General features: G+C 70.6%; 17 protein-coding genes. 10 read left to right on the forward strand and 7 right to left on the reverse strand.

Annotation, left to right across the window (positions count from 1 at the left end):
- The first annotated feature begins 11 nt into the window (after window positions 1-11).
- On the forward strand, window positions 12-1340 hold the full coding sequence (locus tag ACZ6Z4_RS36855) for an O-antigen ligase family protein (protein WP_465576320.1): 1329 nt from the start codon (window positions 12-14) through the stop codon (window positions 1338-1340).
- Here the strand turns inward: ACZ6Z4_RS36855 and ACZ6Z4_RS36860 are convergent.
- Both ACZ6Z4_RS36860 and uxaC read right to left on the reverse strand, forming a co-directional pair.
- Window positions 1337-2824, reverse strand: a complete 1488-nt coding sequence (locus ACZ6Z4_RS36860; protein WP_465576323.1) for a right-handed parallel beta-helix repeat-containing protein — start codon at window positions 2822-2824, stop codon at window positions 1337-1339. The two genes, ACZ6Z4_RS36855 and ACZ6Z4_RS36860, sit on opposite strands and share 4 nt — an antisense overlap.
- Before the next feature lie 42 nt (window positions 2825-2866).
- Window positions 2867-4285 carry a glucuronate isomerase gene (gene uxaC / locus ACZ6Z4_RS36865; protein ID WP_465576327.1) on the reverse strand — a complete coding sequence of 473 codons (1419 nt, stop codon included), beginning with the start codon at window positions 4283-4285 and terminating at the stop codon, window positions 2867-2869.
- Between the two features lie 250 nt (window positions 4286-4535).
- Between uxaC and ACZ6Z4_RS36870 the strand changes: the two genes are divergently transcribed.
- From ACZ6Z4_RS36870 to ACZ6Z4_RS36880, 3 genes are read left to right on the forward strand one after another with little or no spacing between them, the layout of a single operon-like run.
- A complete protein-coding gene (locus ACZ6Z4_RS36870; protein ID WP_465576332.1) occupies window positions 4536-5519 on the forward strand; it encodes a LacI family DNA-binding transcriptional regulator in 984 nt (327 codons plus the stop codon).
- Between the two features lie 37 nt (window positions 5520-5556).
- Window positions 5557-6486, forward strand: coding sequence for a sugar kinase (locus tag ACZ6Z4_RS36875; RefSeq protein ID WP_465576335.1), 930 nt, complete (start codon window positions 5557-5559; stop codon window positions 6484-6486).
- On the forward strand, window positions 6483-7865 hold the full coding sequence (locus ACZ6Z4_RS36880) for a mannitol dehydrogenase family protein (RefSeq protein ID WP_465576340.1): 1383 nt from the start codon (window positions 6483-6485) through the stop codon (window positions 7863-7865). Before ACZ6Z4_RS36875 ends, ACZ6Z4_RS36880 begins: the two co-directional genes overlap by 4 nt.
- Here the strand turns inward: ACZ6Z4_RS36880 and ACZ6Z4_RS36885 are convergent.
- Complete coding sequence (locus ACZ6Z4_RS36885; RefSeq protein WP_465576343.1) at window positions 7855-9537, reverse strand: right-handed parallel beta-helix repeat-containing protein; 1683 nt, start codon at window positions 9535-9537, stop codon at window positions 7855-7857. The two genes, ACZ6Z4_RS36880 and ACZ6Z4_RS36885, sit on opposite strands and share 11 nt — an antisense overlap.
- Window positions 9538-9723: 186 nt before the next feature.
- Window positions 9724-11418 (reverse strand): right-handed parallel beta-helix repeat-containing protein, encoded by a 1695-nt coding sequence (locus ACZ6Z4_RS36890; protein ID WP_465576345.1) that lies wholly within the window; start codon window positions 11416-11418, stop codon window positions 9724-9726.
- Between the two features lie 142 nt (window positions 11419-11560).
- On the opposite strand from ACZ6Z4_RS36890, the gene ACZ6Z4_RS36895 reads away from it, so the two are divergent.
- From ACZ6Z4_RS36895 to ACZ6Z4_RS36915, 5 genes are all read left to right on the forward strand, one after another.
- Window positions 11561-12730, forward strand: a complete 1170-nt coding sequence (locus ACZ6Z4_RS36895) for a glycosyltransferase (protein ID WP_465577028.1) — start codon at window positions 11561-11563, stop codon at window positions 12728-12730.
- 201 nt (window positions 12731-12931) lie between these two features.
- Window positions 12932-13345, forward strand: coding sequence for an adenylyltransferase/cytidyltransferase family protein (locus tag ACZ6Z4_RS36900; RefSeq protein WP_465576348.1), 414 nt, complete (start codon window positions 12932-12934; stop codon window positions 13343-13345).
- Entirely contained in the window at window positions 13342-14079 is a 738-nt protein-coding gene (locus tag ACZ6Z4_RS36905) for a CDP-alcohol phosphatidyltransferase family protein (RefSeq protein ID WP_465576351.1), read from the forward strand. The genes ACZ6Z4_RS36900 and ACZ6Z4_RS36905 overlap by 4 nt, the downstream gene beginning before the upstream one ends.
- Entirely contained in the window at window positions 14079-14495 is a 417-nt protein-coding gene (locus ACZ6Z4_RS36910) for an FAD synthase family protein (protein ID WP_465576355.1), read from the forward strand. Before ACZ6Z4_RS36905 ends, ACZ6Z4_RS36910 begins: the two co-directional genes overlap by 1 nt.
- Complete coding sequence (locus ACZ6Z4_RS36915; protein ID WP_465576358.1) at window positions 14492-15688, forward strand: glycosyltransferase; 1197 nt, start codon at window positions 14492-14494, stop codon at window positions 15686-15688. The genes ACZ6Z4_RS36910 and ACZ6Z4_RS36915 overlap by 4 nt, the downstream gene beginning before the upstream one ends.
- Before the next feature lie 67 nt (window positions 15689-15755).
- On the opposite strand, the gene ACZ6Z4_RS36920 is transcribed toward ACZ6Z4_RS36915, so the two are convergent.
- Entirely contained in the window at window positions 15756-16406 is a 651-nt protein-coding gene (locus ACZ6Z4_RS36920) for a hypothetical protein (RefSeq protein ID WP_465576360.1), read from the reverse strand.
- A 34-nt stretch (window positions 16407-16440) separates the two neighbouring features.
- Complete coding sequence (gene nadA, locus ACZ6Z4_RS36925; RefSeq protein ID WP_465576366.1) at window positions 16441-17622, reverse strand: quinolinate synthase NadA; 1182 nt, start codon at window positions 17620-17622, stop codon at window positions 16441-16443.
- Between nadA and ACZ6Z4_RS36930 the strand changes: the two genes are divergently transcribed.
- On the forward strand, window positions 17564-18946 hold the full coding sequence (locus tag ACZ6Z4_RS36930; RefSeq protein ID WP_465576370.1) for an NAD(P)/FAD-dependent oxidoreductase: 1383 nt from the start codon (window positions 17564-17566) through the stop codon (window positions 18944-18946). The genes nadA and ACZ6Z4_RS36930 overlap by 59 nt on opposite strands.
- Here the strand turns inward: ACZ6Z4_RS36930 and ACZ6Z4_RS36935 are convergent.
- Window positions 18927-19385, reverse strand: a complete 459-nt coding sequence (locus tag ACZ6Z4_RS36935) for an NUDIX domain-containing protein (protein WP_465576374.1) — start codon at window positions 19383-19385, stop codon at window positions 18927-18929. The two genes, ACZ6Z4_RS36930 and ACZ6Z4_RS36935, sit on opposite strands and share 20 nt — an antisense overlap.

A 19385-nucleotide genomic window follows, 5' to 3' on the forward strand; every position in this document is an offset into this window, starting at 1 on the left:
ACCGCGCCGCGATGACGCTGACTGCCCCCGTCGTACCGGGGACCACGCCGCAGCCCAGCCAGAAGCCGGCGGTGCTGTGGCTGATCCTGTGGTGCCTGCTGGTGCTGGGCGTGCAGCCGTGGTCGTCCCGCGCGGCCGCGCCGCAGGGGACCACCGGCTCGACCAACAGCCTGATGAAGGGCGTGCTGCTCGGCGCGATCTTCCTGATCGTGCTCGCGGCGACCAAGCCGGGCTTCCGGACGCGGGTCAGCCCGACGACCCAGCTGTACGTCGTCTACGTGCTGTTCGCGACGGCGACGGTCTTCCTGCTCGCCGACCCGCTCGGCCCGCTGCTCCGCCTGGCGCGGCTGCTGATCGGGTTGGTGCTGTTCTTGATGCTGTGGCGCCCGCTGATCCAGACGCCCGAGCGGCTGATCCGCGCCCATCTGTGGGCGCATCTGCTACTCGCCGGGACGATCGTCCTCAGCGTCGCCTACGCCCCGGCGCAGGCCTGGCGGCCCCTGAGCTCGTTCGGTACCGGCTTCCGCCTCCAGGGCGTCATCATCCCGATGCTCCCGCCGCGCGTCGGCGAAGTCGGCGCCTTGTTGCTGGGCCTGGCGATCATCGCCCTGCTGGCCCGCAAGATCGCCGTCATCCCGGCCGGCGCGATGATCGGCCTCGGCATGGTCCTGGTCGCGCTGAGCCGCACGCGCACAGCCGCCGCAGCCATCGCCTTCGGCCTCTTCCTGGCCCTGCTGCTGACCCGCAAGACCTGGTTCGGCCGCATCGCCGCCCTCGCCGTACCAGGCATCCTGGGAATCGCCTTCCTGCTGATCCCCACGTTGCACACCTGGCTCCTGCGCGGCCAGGGCACCCAGCAGATCAGCTCCCTCAGCGGCCGCACCACCAGCTGGCAGTACGTGCTCGACGAGCAGGTCTCCCTCCAGACCGCCATCATCGGCCACGGCCTCGGCAACAAACGCGTCCTGCTCCGCCGCGGCGAAGGCGACATCGACGTGATGGCCATCGACAACAGCTGGCTGGGCCTCTACTGGGAGACCGGCCTGCTCGCGGTGGTGATCGTCGGCATCGCCATGATCGTCGCCTGGGTCTCGGTCCTCCGGGCGCCGACGCCGTACGTGAAGGCCTGCGGAGCCCTGCTCCTCGGCTACGTCTCCGTCGCGTCGCTGAACGAGAGCGGCCTGTCCGACCTCAGCTCGATGACGCTCCACCTCCTGGTAGCGGCTGCCGTCTGCGACTCCGACCGCCTACGAGAACGCTCAAGATCCGCCCTCCAACGAAGACCTGACGACCCGCTCCCGCTGCTCCTGCCGAACCAGCCGAAGGTCCCACCGCGTTAACTGCTGCGGCTGTCCTTGTCGAAGCCGGCTGCTTGCCATTCCTGCCAGGTGAGGGGAGCACCCTTGTAGGCGAAGCGTTCGGCGCTTCCGCCGATGCGGTAGGTGTTGCGGCGGAAGACGACCGACTCCGGCGCGGGTGAGTCCTTGTTCTCGACCACGCCGGTGCTGGCGGTCTTGCCGTCCATCACGACCTGGTTGCCTTCGACCAGTACGTCGCGCAGCACGTAGGTGCCCCGCGGCCCCTCGCCCCGCGTGCGGGACTGGATGGAGATCCCGTTCCGGTTCGCCCGCACGAGGTTCCCGAGCACCTGCACGTCCGACGACGTGTTCACGTTGATCCCGCCGCCGTCCCACAGGCTCGGCCCCGACCCGCGCCCGGTCCCGAAGCCGTTCTTCTCGACGACGTTGCCCTCGATCACGCCGTTGAAGCTGATCTCGTACCGGATCCCGTCGGCCGCGTTGTCCCGGATCCGGTTCGCGGTGATCCGCCGGTCGTACTCCGCGATGTCGCTCCACATCCCGATCCCGCGGTTCGCGACGATGTCGTTGCCGGTCACCTCGCCCGACGAGCGGGTCGCCTTGATCCCGCCCGACTCCCAGTCGGCGATCCAGAACCCGTCGGTGTTGTTCCGGGCGATCAGGTTCTCCACGATCCGCCCTTCAGCCGACCGGAACTGCCCGATCCCGAGCTGCCCGTTGTCGGCGACCGTGTTCCGGCGGACGACGGCGTGGTCGCCCTCGATCACCATGATCCCGACGGCGTGGTTGCGGCGGACCTCGTTGCTCTCGACCGTCCACTCGGTGCCGACCTGCACGGCCCCGCCCTGCGGCCGGCTCGCGAAGTGCTCAACGGTCAGCCCGCGCACGGTCACCTTCGGCGCCGACTTCTCGATCGCCGTCTCCGTCCGCGACATCTCGACGTCGTGCCCGCCCGGATCCTCGGCGACGTACACGGCGTTGGCCGTGTAGTCCCCGTAGAAGCTCCCCGGCTTCAACGCGGCCCTGCTCATCACCCGGGTCAGCGGCTTCCCGTCGACGAACACCTGCTCACCGCGCTGGCACGGGTTCGTCCGCTCGTCCTCGCACTTCCCCTTCAGCTTGTACGCCGCGGGCAGCGCTCCACGCACCACCCAGTCCCGCCCGTCCCGCTGCCACGTGTTCAACGTGACGGCTCCGGACAGCACCGCCCCCTCGTCGCTGGCGAGCGTCGACCCGGCAGTGGGCCGGATAGCCCGCGCGATCCGATGCAGCCCCTTGCCGAAGCAGTACGTCGTACCGGCGGGGTTGGCGTCGATCACCTGCTGCGGGTCCTGCCCCGGCGCGATCTCCACACCGTCGCAGGCACCCGCCGTGCGAGGTCCGGTCGCTCCCAGCTCGACAGTCGCCGCCGTGGGCAGCCCTGCCGGGTCAGCAGCCTCCGGCTTGCTGTCAGTGCACCCGGCCAGCAGCACCAGCGCCAGTGCGATCCCGGCAGCGCGTCTCATCCATCCCCCAACACCCCAGCAGCAAGTCGCCCAACTGTAGTGCTAGCTGAGGTATGTGGTCCGCGCCAGGTTGTAGGCGAGGTCTTGCGCGACCTGGAACGCGTCGTCCTCGTCCAGCCGGTGCTGCACGACCAGGCTCGCCAGGTACCCCGCGTCGATCCGCCGGGCCAGGTCGTGCCGGGCAGGGATCGACAGGAACGCGCGGGTGTCGTCCACGAAGCCCGACGTGTTGTAGAAGCCGGCCGTCTCCGTCACCAGCTCACGGAACCGCCGCATCCCGTCGGGGCTGTCCAGGAACCACCAGGGCGCGCCGAGCCGCACGCTCGGGTACACGCCGGCCAGCGGCGCCAGCTCCCGCGAGTACGCCGTCTCGTCGACGGTGAACAGCACCATCCGGAAGCCCTCGACGTGCCCGAACCGCTCCAGCACCGGCCGCAGCGACCGGGTGAACTCGGTCGCCACCGGGATGTCGTGGCCCTGGTCCGGCCCGTACGTCGCGTGGATGCCCGGGTGGTGGTCGCGCAGGACGCCGGGGTGCAGCTGCATGACCAGCCCGTCCTCGGCGGACATCGAGGCCATCTGGAACAGCATGTTGCCCGCGAACGCCGCGGCGTCCTCCGGCGTCGTCCGGCCGTGCAGCGCGTCGGCGTAGATCCGCTCGGCCTCGGCGTCGGACAGGGGAGTGGCGGCCGCGCTGAAGTGCCCGTGGTCGGTCGCGCGGGCGCCGGCCGCGATGAACGTCTGGCGGCGCTGGCGCAGCGCCTCGAGGTACCCGGCGTACGACGAAGTGTCGGTCCCCGCGCGCTCGCCGAGCAGCGTGATCAGCTCGGCCCAGCCCGGCCGGTCGACGTGCACGACGGCGTCCGGGCGGAGCGTCGGGACGATCCGCCCGGGCAGGTCGGCGGCGATCTTCGCGTGCGGGGCGAGGTCGTCGGTCGCGGCGTCGGTGGTCGACAGCAGCTCGATGTTGAACGAGTCGAGCAGCGCCCGCGGGCGGAACTCGGGCTGCGCGAGCTTCGCGGCGATCTCGTCGTACAGCTGGTCGGCGGTCTCGGCCGACGGCTGCACGGTCAGGCCGAGCACCTCGGCGAACTCGTGCTCCAGCCAGTAGCGGCTCGGCGTACCGGCGAAGAGGTGCCAGTGCGCGCAGAACTCGCGCCAGATCTCGCGCGGCTCGGCCGTCACCGTCCCGTCGCGGCGGGGGAGGCCGAGGCGGTCGGGGGAGACACCCTGGGAGATCAGCATCCGGGTCACGTAGTGGTCCGGTACGACGAGCAGCTCGGCCGGGTCGCCGAACGGCTCGTCGGCGGCGAACAGGTTGGCGTCGACGTGCCCGTGCAGGCAGAGCAGCGGCAGGTCCTTCGTGGAGGCGTGGATCCGGCGGGCGAGCTCGCGGGCCTCACCGGCCGGCAGCGCACGGTCCGGGTGAGGCTGCAGGGCCTTCGGCATGTCGTCCTCCATCGGTGGAACTGCAACAGTGCTGCAAAGGATTGCAGTAGCCTCAGGTAAGCACAAGAGCCGGTGCTGTTGACAGAGCGTTGCAACCGCTTGCAGACTCGGCGGGACCTGATGGTCGCGGGCCGGACTGCCGGGTGGCGTGGGCGACTCGCGCAGGACGGCAATGGGCGACCTCGCAGGATGGCGTGGCGACCTGCGCAGGATGGCGTGGGCGACCCCACGCAGGACGCGGTGCGATTTCGGGAGGTGGACGGTGGCGGCGACCCTTCGCGACGTCGCGCGGCTGGCCGGGGTGTCGACCTCGACCGTCTCCCGCGCGCTGTCCCTGCCCGACCTGGTCAACCCGGCGACGCGCGCCCGGGTGCGCACGGCAGCGGATACCCTCGGCTACGAGCCGAACCGGGCGGCCCGCGGCCTGATCACCGGCCGCACCGGCAACATCGGCCTGGTCCTGCCCGACCTTGCGAACCCGTTCTTCCCGAGTGTCGTCAAGGGCGTCCAGGCGCGCGCCCGCGCCGCCGATGTCGCGGTCTTCGTCGCCGACACCGACGAGGACGTCGCCGCCGAGCTGGACCTCGTCCGCGCGCTGGCCCAACAGGTCGACGGCCTCATCCTCTGCTCCCCGCGTGCGGACGCGGCGTACCTGAAAGCGATCGCGGCCGACACCACCGTCGTACTGGTCAACCGCCTGGTCGACGACCTCCCCGCCGTCGTCTTCGACCACGAAGACGGCATGCGCCAAGCAGTAGCCCACCTGGCGGCCCTGGGCCACCAACGCATCGCCTGGGTAGGCGGCCCCGCGGCTTCCTGGTCCAGCGACCAGCGCGGCCAGGGCCTCTCCCAGGCGAGCGCCGCCCACGGCGTCGACCTGATCGACGTAGGCCACTTCCCCCCGCACTACGACGGCGGCATGGCCGCCGCCGACCAGGTCGTCGCCACGGGCGCCACCGCGGTCATCGCCTACAACGACCTGGTGGCCATCGGCCTCCTCGCCCGCCTGCACGCCCGCAACATCCCGGTCCCGTCGGCGATCAGCGTGGTCGGCATCGACGACATCGCCATGTCCGCGATGTCCCACCCTGCCCTCACCACCATCCGCCTCCCCAAACAACAAGCCGGCCGCCTGGCCGTAGACCTCCTCCTCACCCTCCTGGAGAACCCGGCAACAACCCCAGCCCCCACAGTCCTCCCCGGCGACCTGCTCGTCCGAGCCTCCACCACCGAACCACCCAGCTGATGTTCAGACCCCGCCCCTGGAGGTACTTCTGATGGTGATGCCTGATGTGTTGGTGCTCGGGGAGATCCTGGTCGAACTGAGCTCGACCGACCCCCTGGACGCCGGCACGCAACTGACGCTGAACTTCTCCGGGGACGCACTGAACGCAGCAGCGGCTTCGGCGGCGGCAGGCGCACGGACGGCTCTGCTGGCTCGCGTGCCGAACGACGAGCTGGGCGATCGCCTGCTCGAGCGAGTGGTTGCCCTGGGCATCGACACCTCCCTCGTACGCCGCGTCGACGGCCAGCACGGCATCTACCTCCAGCACGCCGACCCCTCCGGCGCCCGCGAGTTCACCTACGTACGCCGGGGCAGCGCCGGCTCCGGCTTGGGCCCCGGTGACGTCCCGCTCGATCTCGTCGCCGAGGTCGGCGCGGTCCTGGCCAGCGGGATCGCCTGCGCGATCTCACCGCTGTCCGCGAAAGCCGTCCGCGTAGCCGCCCAGCACAGCAAGTGTTTCGTCTACGACCCGAACTGGCGTCCCCGCCTGGTCTCCGCCGCCGGCGCGGCCGACCACCTGCGCGCCGTCGCGCCGTACACACGTCTGATCACCCCCGGCTGGCCCACCGAAGCCCGGCTCGTCGCCGACACCGACGACCCAGCAACAGCCTGTACGACGCTCCGCAGCCTCGGCATCGACGCCGTGGCGCTGACCCGCGGCGAGGGCGGCATCCTGCTCGACGACGCCGGCCGGCTGACCGAGATCCCCGTCGTCCCCGCCCCGACCGTCGTCGACCAGACCGGCGCCGGCGACTCCTTCGCCGGGACGGTCACCGCCCGCCTGGCGCTCGGCGACGACCTCCTCACCGCCGTCCGCCTCGGCGTCGCCGCCGCGTCCCTCTCGGTCAGCGGCCTCGGCGGCACCGGCCACGTCCCCACCCTCACCCAAACCCGAGCCCATGCCGCCACCACGGAGGTCTCCGCATGAACCGACTCAGCCTCAGCAACCTCCCGACAAAACCAGCGGTAGACCCCTCTGAACTATCGGTCGGCATCGTCCACCTCGGCCTCGGTGCCTTCCACCGCGCCCACCAAGCCGTCTTCACCGAGCGCGCCGCCCAGCTCTCCGGCGAGACCCGCTGGGGCATCTCCGGCATCAGCCAGCGCTCCACAACCGTCCGCGACCAACTGGCCCCCCAGGACGGCCTGTACTCCGTCCTCACCCGCGGCACCGACGACACCTCGATCGAGGTCATCGCCAGCATCCGCGAGGTCCTCACCGCCCCCGAAGACCCAGATGCCGTCGTCGCCCGCATCGCCGCCGACAGCACCGCGGTCGTCACCCTCACCGTCACCGAGAAGGGCTACCGCGCCACCTCCACCGGCGCCCTCGACCTCACCGACCCCGAGATCCAGGCCGACCTCACCGGCCGCCCACCCCGCACGGTCGTCGGCCAGCTGGCAGCAGGTCTGGCGAGACGCGAAGGCGACCCGCTCACGATCCTCTCCTGCGACAACCTCGTTGCCAACGGCCCCTTCCTCCAGCGCCTCGTCCACGAGTACGCCGGGGCCGCCGGTCTGAAGGGCGACCAGTTCGACGCCGCCCGATTCCCCGCGAGCATGGTCGACCGGATCGTCCCCGCGACCACCGACGCCGACCGCGCCGAGGCGGCGCGCCTGCTCGGCGTACAGGACGAGGCCGTCGTCGTCGCGGAGCCCTTCCTGCAGTGGGTCATCGAGGACCACTTCGCCGGCGCCCGCCCGGCGTGGGAGACCGCCGGCGCGGTCCTGACCGCCGACGTCGCCCCCTGGGAGCAGGCGAAGCTCCGGATGCTCAACGCGACGCACTCGATGCTCGCCTACCTCGGCGCGCTGCGCGGCTACGCGACGATCGCCGAGGCGGTCCGCGACGAGGAGCTCGCCGCCGCGGCCCGTGCGCTGATCAGCACCGACGTCATCCCCACCCTCACCCCGCCGGACGGGCTCGATCTCCCGGCGTACGGCGAGTCGGTGCTCGAGCGCTTCGCCAACCCGGCACTCAAGCACAAGACCACCCAGGTCGCGATGGACGGCTCGGTGAAACTCCCGGTCCGCCTGCTCGGCACGATCCAGGACCGCCTCCGCGCCGGCGCCGAACCGGACTCGGCGGCTCGCGCGGTGGCGGCCTGGATGGTGTACGTCGCCCGCTCCGAAACCGTCGACGACCCCCAGGCCGACCGCCTGAAGGCCGCCACTGCGAACGCGTCCACTCCGACAGCACTGGTCGACGCCCTGCTCGGCGTCGACTCGGTCTTCCCGAAGGAGCTTCAGGACGACCCGACCCTGCGCCGCCTGCTGACGACGCACGTCGCCCAGCTCAGCGAATGACCCGCTTCCCGAGCAAGAAGTTGCTCCCGGCATCGATACCGGCCTGCTGCCACTCCTTCGCCGTGAACCACTGACCGAACTTCTGGAACCGGTCCGCGGACAGGCTGTCCAGCAGGTACTGGTTGCCCTTCAGCGTCACCTCGCCGGCCGGAATGGCGGCGCCGGCGTTCTGCACCATGCCGGTCGCCGTCGTCCCGCCCTTCATCGTGACCTGGTTGCCGGTGACGACGATGTCGCGGAGCACGTTCTTGCCCCAGGGCCCGTTGCCGCGGGTCCGGGACTGGATCGAGATCCCGTTCACGTTGCCGGCCACCACGTTGTCGCGGACCTGGACGTTCGACGAGGTGTTGACGTTGATCCCGCCGCCGTCCCACAGCGACCGGCCGGAGCCGCGCCCGGTGCCGAGCCCGTTGCCGGTGATGGTGTTCTTCTCGATGACGCCGTTGCGGCCGATCTCGTACCGGATCCCGTCGGCGGCGTTGTCGACGATCTCGTTGCTCGCGAACGTGCGGCCGTCGTCGTACGCGTCGCTCCACAGCCCGACGCCCTTGTTGGCCTTGATCAGGTTGCCGCTGACCGCGCCGCCCTTGGACCAGGTGGTCTTGATTCCGCCGGACTCCCAGTCGGCGATCCAGAAGCCGTCGGTGTTGTTCTTGCGGATCTCGTTGGCCGCGATGGTGCCGTTGGTGGTGCTGTACTGCCCGACGCCGAGCTGCCCGTTCGAGCGGATCAGGTTCTTCTCCAAGCGGGCGCCGTCGGCGTTGACCAGCATCGCGCCGACCGCGTGGTTCCAGCGGATGTCGTTGGCGAACACGTTCCAGCCGGGGCCGAGCACGACCGCGCCGGCCTGCGGGGCGGAGGCGAAGTGCTCGACGGTCAGGCCGCGCACGGTCACGTTCGCCTGGCCGCCGCCGATCGCGGTCGCGGTCCGGGACATCTCGACCGACTTCCCGGCCGGGTTGTCGCCGATCCAGACCGCGTTCGCGGCGTAGTCGCCGTAGAAGGTGCCCGGGACGACCTTGTCGCGGGTGGCGACCCGCTTCAGGTGCTTGCCGTTGAGGAACAGCTGCTCGCGCAGGTAGCAGATGTTCGCGACGTTGTCCTCGCACTGCCCGATCCGGGCGTACGCCGCCGGCAGCACGCCCTTGACGGTCCAGTCGCCGCCGTTGGCGGTCCAGCCGGTCAGCGGGACGGACCCGGTCAGGACGGCGCCCGCGTCGCTGCCGAGGGTCTGCTTCGCCTTCGGGCGGAGCATCCGGTCGATCCGGTGCAGCCCGGCCGCGAAGCACACTGTGCTACCGGCCGGAGCCTTGTCGACGACGTCGGCGGCGTTGTCGCCGGGCTTCACCAGTACGCCGTCACAGGCGGGCGCCTGCGACGGCCCGGTCAGGAACTCGCCGCTCTGACTCGGCGGCCGGTACGGCCGCCGGTCGTGCACGGTGATCGTCGGCAAGGTGATGGACGGAAGCGTGATCTCCGGGCGCCTGATCTCCGGCCGGTGGATCTCCGGCTGCTGGATCTGCGGCCGCTGGACCTCCGGCCGCTCGGTCGTGGGCCGCCGGCTGCCGGGCCCGGCCGGCCCTTCGTCCAGGACCACCCCGGACGCCGGTCCGGACACGCTCGCGGTCAGGACGACCGCGCTGACACTGATGATGCTCAAAGTCTTCTTCACGCGAAAACCTTTCGGGGCTCAGCACCCCCCGTGGTGCCGCCTTCGCCTGAAGACTACTACTTCTCGTAGCCGTTCCACCACGAAAAGTTTGTTGCTCACCGCAAACGAGCTGTTGCCCCGGGCGCACATCCCGTTGTCCGCAGCAAATGATTGCAAGGTGTGAAAAACCTTGCGCTGGGTAACCGGTCAGCTGGTGGCGAAGGTCCCCGCGGTGTCGTGCCCGGCCGCCCGCCAGCCTTCGGCGGTCAGCTTGGTGCCGAACCGGGCGAACCGCTGGGCCGCCAGGCGGTCCAGCTGGTACCGGTTCCCGCTGAACACCAGCTGCCCGGCCGGCACCTCGGCGCCGGAGTTCTGCACCATGCCGGTGGCCTGCGTGCCGCCGGTCATCTGCACGGTGTTGCCGGTGACCTTGACGTTGCGCAGCAGGTACTTGCCCCACGGCCCGTCGCCGCGGGTCCGGGACTGGATCGCGATCCCGTTCACGTTGCCGCTGACGACGTTGTTGCGGACCGTCACGTTCGACGAGGTGTTCACGTTGATCCCGCCGCCGTCCCACAGCGAGGTACCGGAGCCGCGCCCGGTGCCGAAGCCGTTGCCGGTGATCGTGTTGTTCTCGATGGTGCCGTTGCGGCTGATCTCGAACCGGATCCCGTCGGCGGCGTTGGAGGCGATCTTGTTGCCGCTGATCACCCGGCCGTCGTCGGCGACGTCGGCCCACAGCCCGACGCCCTTGTTGGCCTGGATCAGGTTGCCGCTGACGGTGCCGGACGACCGGGTCGACTTCATCCCGCCGGACTCCCAGTCGGCGATCCAGAAGCCGTCGGTGTTGTTCTGGCTGATCACGTTCGAGGTGACATTCGCCTGCAGCGAGTTGTACTGACCGACGCCGAGCTGGCCGTTGTGGTGCACCAGGTTGCGCTCGATCCGGGCGCCGTTGGCCTTGACCAGCATCAGCCCGACGGACTTGTTCCAGCGCACCTCGTTGGCCTTCACGGTCCAGCCCGGACCGGAGACCAGCGCGCCCGCCTGGGCCGCGCTGGCGAAGTGCTCGATGGTCAGCCCGCGCACGGTGACGCCGGTCTGGTTCGACTCGATCGCGGTCGAGGTCTTGGCCATCTCGACGGCCTTGCCGGCCGGGTTGCTGCCGACGTAGACCGCGTTGGCGGCGTAGTCGGCGTAGAAGGTGCCGGCCTTCACCGCGCCGAGCGAGGCGACGCGGGTCAGGTGCGCGCCGTCGAGGTAGACCTGCTCACGCAGGCTGCAGATGTTCGCGGAGTTGTCCTCGCACTGCCCGGCCTTGCCGTACGCCGCCGGCAGCGCGCCGCGGGTCACCCACGCGGCGCCCGAGCGAGCCCAGCTGGTCAGCGGCACGGACCCGGTGAGCACCGCGCGCTCGTCGCTGGCGATGGTCTGGTTGGCCTTCGGCCGGATCGTCTGGCCGATCCGGTGCAGCCCCGCGGTGAAGCAGAACGTCGTACCGGCCGGCTTCGAGTTCACGACCGCCTGCGCGTTCTGGCCCGGCTTGATCGCGACGCCGCTGCACGACCCGGCGTACGCCGGACCCGCGCTGTCCTTGCCCGGGACGACGACCGGCTTGCTGGTCACCGTCGGCTCCGGCGTGCCCGGCTTCCCGGTCGGGTCCGCGGGCGTTGTCGGCTTCTTCGTCGGTACGACGGTCGCCGGCTTGCTGGTCACCGTCCCCGGCGGCTGCGTCGCCGCGGGCTTCGTCGCCTTGGTCGTCGGCCGCGAAGACGGGAGGATCCCGGCGCCGTTGCCGGCCTCCTGCTCGCCGGCGCGTAACTTCCCGGCGGTCGCGGCGTTCTTCTGATGAGAGACGACGGGGTAGGCGATGGTTGCTGCTGCCAGGGCGGTGGCGATCACTGCAACAGCCAGCAGTCGCTTGGACGGCGTCCTTCTCAAAGCATCCTCCGGGTTAGGGCGCGCGGTGATACGTCCCCAGATGCGGCCTCACGAACCAGTTGTCACCACCCCGAGCCTCTAAGGTGGTGCCATGCGGGTCGCCATGTTGCACAACCGTTATCGTTCGGGTCAACCCAGTGGCGAGAACACCGTCGTCGATCAAACGACTGATTTTTTACGGCGGTCAGGACATGACGTCGACGTCTACGCGCAGCACAGCGACACGATCGCGCAAATGCCCGGAAAAGATCGCGCGCTGTTACCGCTCCGCTCCGTATGGTCATTCTCGTCCGCGCGCGATTTAACATTCCGATTGCGGGAATCCCGTCCGGACATCGTGCATGTGCACAACACGTTCCCGCTCTGGAGCCCGTCGGTGCTCCGGGCCGCGCACCAGCTCGGCCTCCCGGTGGTGGCCACGCTGCACAACTTCCGGCTGATGTGCGCGAACGGCGTGCTGCAGCGCGACGGCCGCCCGTGCGAGTCCTGCGTCGGCAAGATCCCGTGGCGCGGCGCGGTCCACGGCTGCTACCGCGAGTCGACCGTGCAGAGCCTGCCGCTGGTCGCCGGGATCACCGTGCACCAGAAGCTGCACACCTGGCAGAAGTACGTGACCACGCTGATCGCGCCCTCGGAGTTCCTCAAGACCCGGTACGTCGCCGCCGGCTTCACCGCCGAGCAGATCGTGGTGAAGCCGCACGCGGTCCCGTTCTCCGGACGGGTCCGCGAAGGGGCGGGCGAAGCGGTGGTGTTCCTCGGCCGCCTCACCGAGGAGAAGGGCTTCGCCGATCTCCTCGAGGCCTGGGACGCGTCGCTCGGTCAGCTCGTCGTGGTCGGCGACGGCCCGCTGCGCGCCGCGGCCGAGGCGCGGGCCGCCGTCGACCCGTCCGTACGGGTGCTGGGCGAGCTGCCCTGGGCCGAGAGCATGGAGATCGTCCGGACGGCGCGCGCGGTCGTCGTACCGGCCCGCTCGTACGAGACGTTCGGGCTGGTCGTCGTGGAGGCCTTCGCGCACGGCGTACCGGTGGTGGCCTCGCGGAGCGGGGCGCTCGCCGAGCTGGTCGAGGACGGTGAGACCGGCGCACTGGCCGACCCCGGGAGCCCGGACGCGCTGCGGAAGGCCCTGCGGTTGGTCACTGATCCGCACACTTCGATAACCTGCGGCGAGCGAGCCCGCCGGGTCTATGTGGAGCGCTTCAGTCCGGAGCGCGACCTGGCAGCCACGGAGAGGATCTACGCCGATGCGATCGCGCGGCACGCGGCCGGCCGATGACCGGGGCCCCGGCCTGCGGAATCCCTGCCCGGGCAGCGATCGGCACGCGCCGGATTTCCTAGGTCAGCCGCGATCACGCGGTGTAAAGTGCGCGGAGGCGAGGGGGGTCTCGTCGACCGCTGGTGGGGACCGGTTGCCGGGGCGTTCGCCAGAAGTTCAGACCGCAGGGGACGGGTCCGCGGGGACCCAGTGGGGGAGCGCATGCAACGCGTCGGGTATCTGACCGGGGTCTTCGACCTGTTCCACGTCGGGCATCTCGACGTGCTCGAACGGGCCCGGCAGGGCTGCGACCGGCTCGTGGTCGGCGTACTGACCGACGAGTGGGCGCTGGAGGCCTGGGACGCCCGGCCGTTCGTCCCGCTGGTCGAGCGGGCGCAGATCCTGGAGCAGCTGCGCTGCGTCGACGAGGTCGTCGTGGTGACCGACGCCGGCTGGCTGGCCGGTGTACCGGGCGCCGTCTTCGCTGCCGACGGCACCGACGGAGTGCTGGCCGCCGACGAGCTCGACGGGGTTCCTGCCGACCTGATCAGCGAGCTGCCGAGCCGTCGTGAGTCCAGCAGCCAGATCCTGCGCGCCGCGATCGACCAGCGGCAGTCACGCAGCTCCGTCGCATGAGCCGGTACGGCGACGCCGTCGCGCGGCTGGCCCAGGCCCAGAAGCCCTCGGCCGGTACTCCGGTCTACTCCCGGTTCGTGAACCGCAAGCTCGGGCGCTACCTCGCGGCCGGCGCCTACGTGCTCGGCCGGACGCCGAACCAGGTCAGCCTGACCAGCGGCTTCTGCTCGCTGGTCGGCATCGTGCTGATCGCCTTGGTCGAGCCGAGTGTGCCGCTGGCGCTGGCAGTCACCGCGCTGCTCGTGCTCGGCTACGCGCTGGACTCGGCCGACGGTCAGCTGGCCCGGCTGCGCGGTGGGGGATCGCCTCTCGGCGAGTGGCTCGACCACATGATCGACTGCGTGAAGATCGCGCTGCTGCACTCCGCCGTACTGATCTCGCTCTACCGATTCGATGCCTTCAGCAACGAATTGGTGCTGCTGGTCCCGCTGGCCTACCTGTGCGTGTCCGCGGTGATGTTCTTCGGGCTGATCCTGATCGACCAGCTGCGCCGCCGGCACGGCGCCTCGACCGCCAACGCGCGCGGCGACTCGGTGCTGAAGTCGCTGGTGATCGCGCCGACCGACTACGGCATCCTCTGCCTGGTGTTCCTGACCTTCGGCTGGCCGACGCTGTTCACCGCCCTGTACGGGTTGATGCTGCTGGCCAACCTGCTGTTCCTGCTCGCCGCGATCGCCAAGTGGTACCAGGAGATGGCGGCGCTGGCGCCGTCGGCGACGGGGGTCCGGGGCTGATGGGTGTCGTCGGGTACGCGCCGGGTGTCTACGACATGTTCCACATCGGGCACCTGAACATCCTGCGGCGGGCCAGCGAGCACTGCGACTACCTGATCGCCGGCGTCGTCGAGGACGATGTCGTCACCCGGATCAAGGGCCGGCCGCCCGTCGTACCGCACGACGAGCGGATGGAGGTCGTGCGCGCGATCGGCATCGTCGACGAGGTGGTCAGCGACTGGTCCAGCGACAAGTTCGAGATGTGGAAACAGCTCCGGTACGACGTGCTGTTCAAGGGCGACGACTGGAAGGGCACCGAGAAGGGGACCCGGCTGGAGAAGCTGCTCGGCGAGGTCGGGGCCGGCGTCCACTACTTCCCGTACACGGCCTCCACGTCGAGCACGGACCTGCGGCGGTTGCTGGAGGGGACACTGTGAACGGGAGCCGCCGGAAGATCCTGGTGAGCGCGTACGCCTGCCGGCCGAAAGGCGGCTCCGAACCGGGCGCCGGCTGGGCCTGGGCCAAGGCCGCCGCGCGCGACCACGACGTCTGGTTGCTGACCCGCGGCAAGTTCGCGCACGAGATCACCGAAGAGCTCGCGGTCCGGCCGGTGCCGGGGCTGACCGTCGTACCGCTGGAGCTGTCGAAGTTCCTGCTCAAGCTGCGCCGCCGGCACGCCGACGTGTACTGGTACTACCCGCTGTGGCAGCGCAAGGCCGGCCGGGTCGCGGAGCGGCTGCACCGCGAGCTGACCTTCGACGTGATCCACCACCTGACCTTCGCCGTCGACTGGATGCCCGCGGGCGTCGTCCGGCGCTCGTCGGCGAAGGTGATCTGGGGCCCGGTCGGCGGCTCGACCGCGGTCCCGCTGTCGATGGCGCACTGGCTGGGGTCGAGCGGTCTCACGGGGGAGCTGGTACGCCGCGCGTACACCGGTGTCGCCCGCCGCCTCGTCGGTCGCCGGTTGGCCCAGAAGGCCGACCTGGTGGTTGCCCAGAACAAGGACGTCGCCGAGGTCTTCGCCCCGTACGCGCGCGAGATCGCCGTCCAGCCGAACGTCGCGATCCGCCGCTTCGCCAGCGCGGCCGGGCCGTACGAGCCGTTCGGTGGCCCCGGCGTCAAGACCGCGCTGTTCGTCGGCCGCCTGATCCCGTGGAAGGGCTTGCTGATCGCGATCAGCGCCCTGGCGCGTCCGGAAGCCGCGAACTGGGAGCTCCGCGTGATCGGCGACGGCCCCGACTGGCGCCGCGCCGAACGCCTCGCGGAGGACCTCGGCGTGCGCGACCGCGTCGAGTTCACCGGCCAGCTACCCCGCGAGGACGTCCTCGCCGCGCTGCTGCGCGCCGACGCATTGCTCGCCCCCGCGCTGCGTGAAGCGGCGGGTTGGGCAGTCACCGAGGCGCTCGCCAGCGGCTGCCCGGTCGTCTGCGTCGACCGCGGCGGCCCATCGGTCATCGTCGGCCCCGCCGAAGGCGTGACGGTCGACTGGCACGGCGACGTCGTCGGCGAGCTCGCCAAGGGCCTGGCATCGCTGAAAGGCCGAATCACCCCGGTCGACCGCTGGGGGCCCGACCGACTCCCGGCGCTGCTGAGTACTTGGTACGACCCCGCCAGAGTCTCGAACTCCTAAGCCCACCCGCTGAACTTCCCGGCCGGAGCGGTCTCAGCCACAGACGACTGTGTCGGCCGCATGCAGACTAGAGGTACTCCGGCTCGCCTTGCACAGTCAGGCCTGCAGCGGCGGCCAAGCGTTCAGCCAGCTTCCTGTCACCCGAACGCGTCTCGACGTACACGCGGTAGCCCACCGGACCTGGATCCAAATCCCACAGTGTCGACGCGTTGACGGCCACAGCGACCCCCGCGTGCTTGCTCTCACCCGAGTCGGCGGCCCCCGCGGGCCAGCGACAGTCGTCCCAGTGCACCAACGTCCGCGCCGGCTCCGGCGGAATCAGCTCCCAGCTGAACTCCGCCGGCGGCAGATCCCCGACGTACACCCGCACCGGCACCGGCGCCTCGTCCGCCAGCTTGCCGAGCGCCGCCACATCAGTCGGCTCGACCCAGAGATGCACACCCTCCGGCCCGACCACCCCGCTGCGCGGCCGCCCGTCGGCGACCAGCAGCCACTCGACCTCGACCGCAAGCGGCGCAGGCAGCAGGAACTCCATCGTCGTCCACCCGACGGTTGCCGCCGACAACCACCAGTCGAGCGCGTGGCTGGTCGTCTCGCACTCGAGCTCGACCAGCACCCGCTCCGGCGTCGCGTTCAACTGCAGCAGCCGCTCGACAGCCTCAACAGCCCCGGCGCGGTCCACGCCGTACGACACCAGGTGATAAGCAGAGTCGCTCACGCCCCGAACTCTACCGACGCCCAGCGGCCGAACCTCAGTCCCGCGCGGTCTTGCCCGGCAGCGCCAGCATCCGGTCGAGCGCGACCTTCGCGTACTTCTCGGTGTCGGCGTCGACCCTGATCGGGTTCACCACGTGCCCGGCGACCAGGTTCTCCAGGGTCCAGACGAAGTGCGGCAGGTCGATCCGGTTCATCGTCGCGCAGTAGCAGACGGTCTTGTCCAGGAACACGATGTTCTTGTCCGCGTGCTGCTTGGCCAGCCGCGACACCAGGTTCAGCTCGGTGCCGACGGCCCACGACGTACCGGGTTCGGCCTCGTCCAGGACCTTGATGATGTACTCCGTCGACCCGACCAGGTCGGCCTTGGTGACCACCTCGTGCCGGCACTCCGGGTGCACCAGCACCTTCACGCCGGGCACCCGCGCGCGGACGTCGTCGACGGACTCGGCCGTGAACCGCCCGTGCACCGAGCAGTGCCCGCGCCACAGGATCATCTTCGCGGCCGCCAGCTGCTCGCGGGTCAGCCCACCGCCCGGCTTGTGCGGGTCGTACACCACGCACTCGTCCAGCGAGATCCCCATCTTCAGCACCGCGGTGTTGCGCCCGAGGTGCTGGTCGGGCAGGAAGAGCACCTTTTCGCCCTGCTGGAAGGCCCAGTCGAGCGCGACGTCGGCGTTGCTCGACGTACAGACCGCTCCGCCGTTGCGGCCGCAGAACGCCTTGATGTCGGCGCTGGAGTTCATGTAGGTGACCGGCACGGTGACGTCCGCGACGCCGGCGTCGGCGAGCGCGTCCCAGGCGGCCTCGACCTGCTGGATCCGGGCCATGTCGGCCATCGAGCAGCCGGCCGCGAGGTCGGGCAGGATCACCGTCTGGTTCTCGTTGGTGAGGATGTCGGCGGACTCGGCCATGAAGTGCACACCGCAGAACACGATGTACGGCGCGTCCGGCCGGTTCGCCGCGTCCCGGGCGAGCTTGAAGCTGTCACCGGTGACGTCCGCGAACTGGATCACCTCGTCGCGCTGGTAGTGGTGCCCGAGCACGAACACCTGGTCGCCGAGCGCGGCCTTGGCCTTCAGCGCGCGCTCGACCAGGTCCGGGTCGGAGGCCGGCGGCAGCGCGCCGGGGCACTCGACGCCACGCTCGGAGTGCGGGTCGGTGTCGCGGCCCAGGAACAGCAGCGGAAGCGATTTCGGCCCGTCGGCGATCGTCGTCACGTCAACATCGTCGCACGCCGCTGCCCCCGGACCGCGTGGTACCCGTCACTGCCCATCATGCGAAATCACCAGCCGCGATTGCCGGGTGTGCAAGCATCGACAGATGACAGACGTGATCGTCGTCGGAGCAGGACTGGCCGGGCTGAACTGTGCCCTCACGCTGCAGAGCCGCGGCTACGCGGTGACTGTCCTGGAGGCCGCCGACGCCGTCGGCGGGCGTGTCCGCACTGATCGCATCGACGGCTACCTCTGCGACCGTGGCTTCCAGCTGCTCAACCCGGCGTACCCGGCCGTGCGCCGGTACGTCGACCTGGAGGCGCTCGACCTGCAGCCTTTCACCGCGGGCGTCGCCGTCGCCGGAGCAGCCGGTACGACGCTGGTCGCCGACCCGCGGCGGAGCCCGTCGCTGCTCGCCAAGTCGCTCGTCAGCGGGTACGTGCAGCCCAAGGAGTTCTCCCGCCTCGCCGCCTGGGCAGCTCCCGCGCTCGGCCCGGTGCACCGGGTGCTGGCCGCTGACGATTTGTCGCTGCGGGAGTCGCTCGACGCGGCCGGGGTCGAGGGCAGGCTGCGCCGGGAGATCCTGGAGCCGTTCCTGGCCGGCGTACTGGCTGAGGACGAGGGGTCCACGTCGGCGGCGTTTGTCCGGCTGCTGCTGCGCAGCTTCCTGCTCGGTACGCCGAGCCTGCCCGCTGGCGGCATGCAGGCGCTGCCTGAGCAGCTGGCGACCCAGCTCCGCGAGCCGGTGCAGCTGGAGCGGCCGGTCACGTCCGTGCAGGGCGGCGACGAGGTGGTCGTGCACACCCTCGACGGCGACCTGCACGCGCGCGCCGTCGTACTGGCGACCGACCCGGCGACAGCCGCCGAGCTCCTGCAGGTTCAGGCTGCGCGGATGAAGGGGCTGACGACGTACTGGTTCAGCACTGATGAGCCGCCGCGCTCCGACAAGCTGCTGGTGGTCGACGGGCGCCGCGACGGCCCGGTGCTCAACACCGCCGTCATGTCCAATGTCGCCCCGACCTACGCGCCGCCCGGCAAGCACCTGGTCCAGGCGACGACCCTGTACCCCAGCGACGCCGTCGAGGCAGACGTCCGGATCCAGCTCACGCGTATGTACGGCACGTCAGCCGGCGCGTGGGAGCTGATCGTCCGCCACGACATCGCCGAGGCGCTACCGCACCACCCGCCCCCGCTGACCCACCGCCGCCCAGCAAGCCTCGGCGAAGGCCGCTACGTCGCCGGCGACCACCGCGACACCCCATCCATCCAGGGCGCCCTGGTCTCCGGCCGCCGCGCCGCGAACGCGGTCACCCAGCAGCTGGTCTGACGGGCTCGTTGAAGTAGATCCCCGCGACGCCGTACGCCGTCGGCAGCAGCGGCCGGTGGTTGGCGATCACGGTCAGCTCCGCGGCCTCCTCGGCGGTGAACCACCCGACCTCGGTCACCTCGTCGGACAGACCCGCCGTCCCCTCGACCACCTCCGCGCGGAACAGCACGCCGAGGATCTGCACGCTGTTGCCGTCCGGGTAGACCACGACGAGATCCGGGTCCGAGTAGACGCCGAGCAGCCCGGTCGCCCGCACGGTCAGCCCGGTCTCCTCCAGCACCTCCCGCTCAGCCGCCTCCGCAGGCCGCTCACCCGGATCGATCCCGCCACCGGGCATGCACCACTCACCGTTGTCGCTGCGGCGGGTCAGCAGCAATCTGTTGCCGTCCAGCACCGCAGCCGAGGCTCCTGGCCGCAGCGGGGGTCGTACGTCGTTCAT

The organism is Kribbella sp. NPDC104740 (assembly GCF_055583505.1).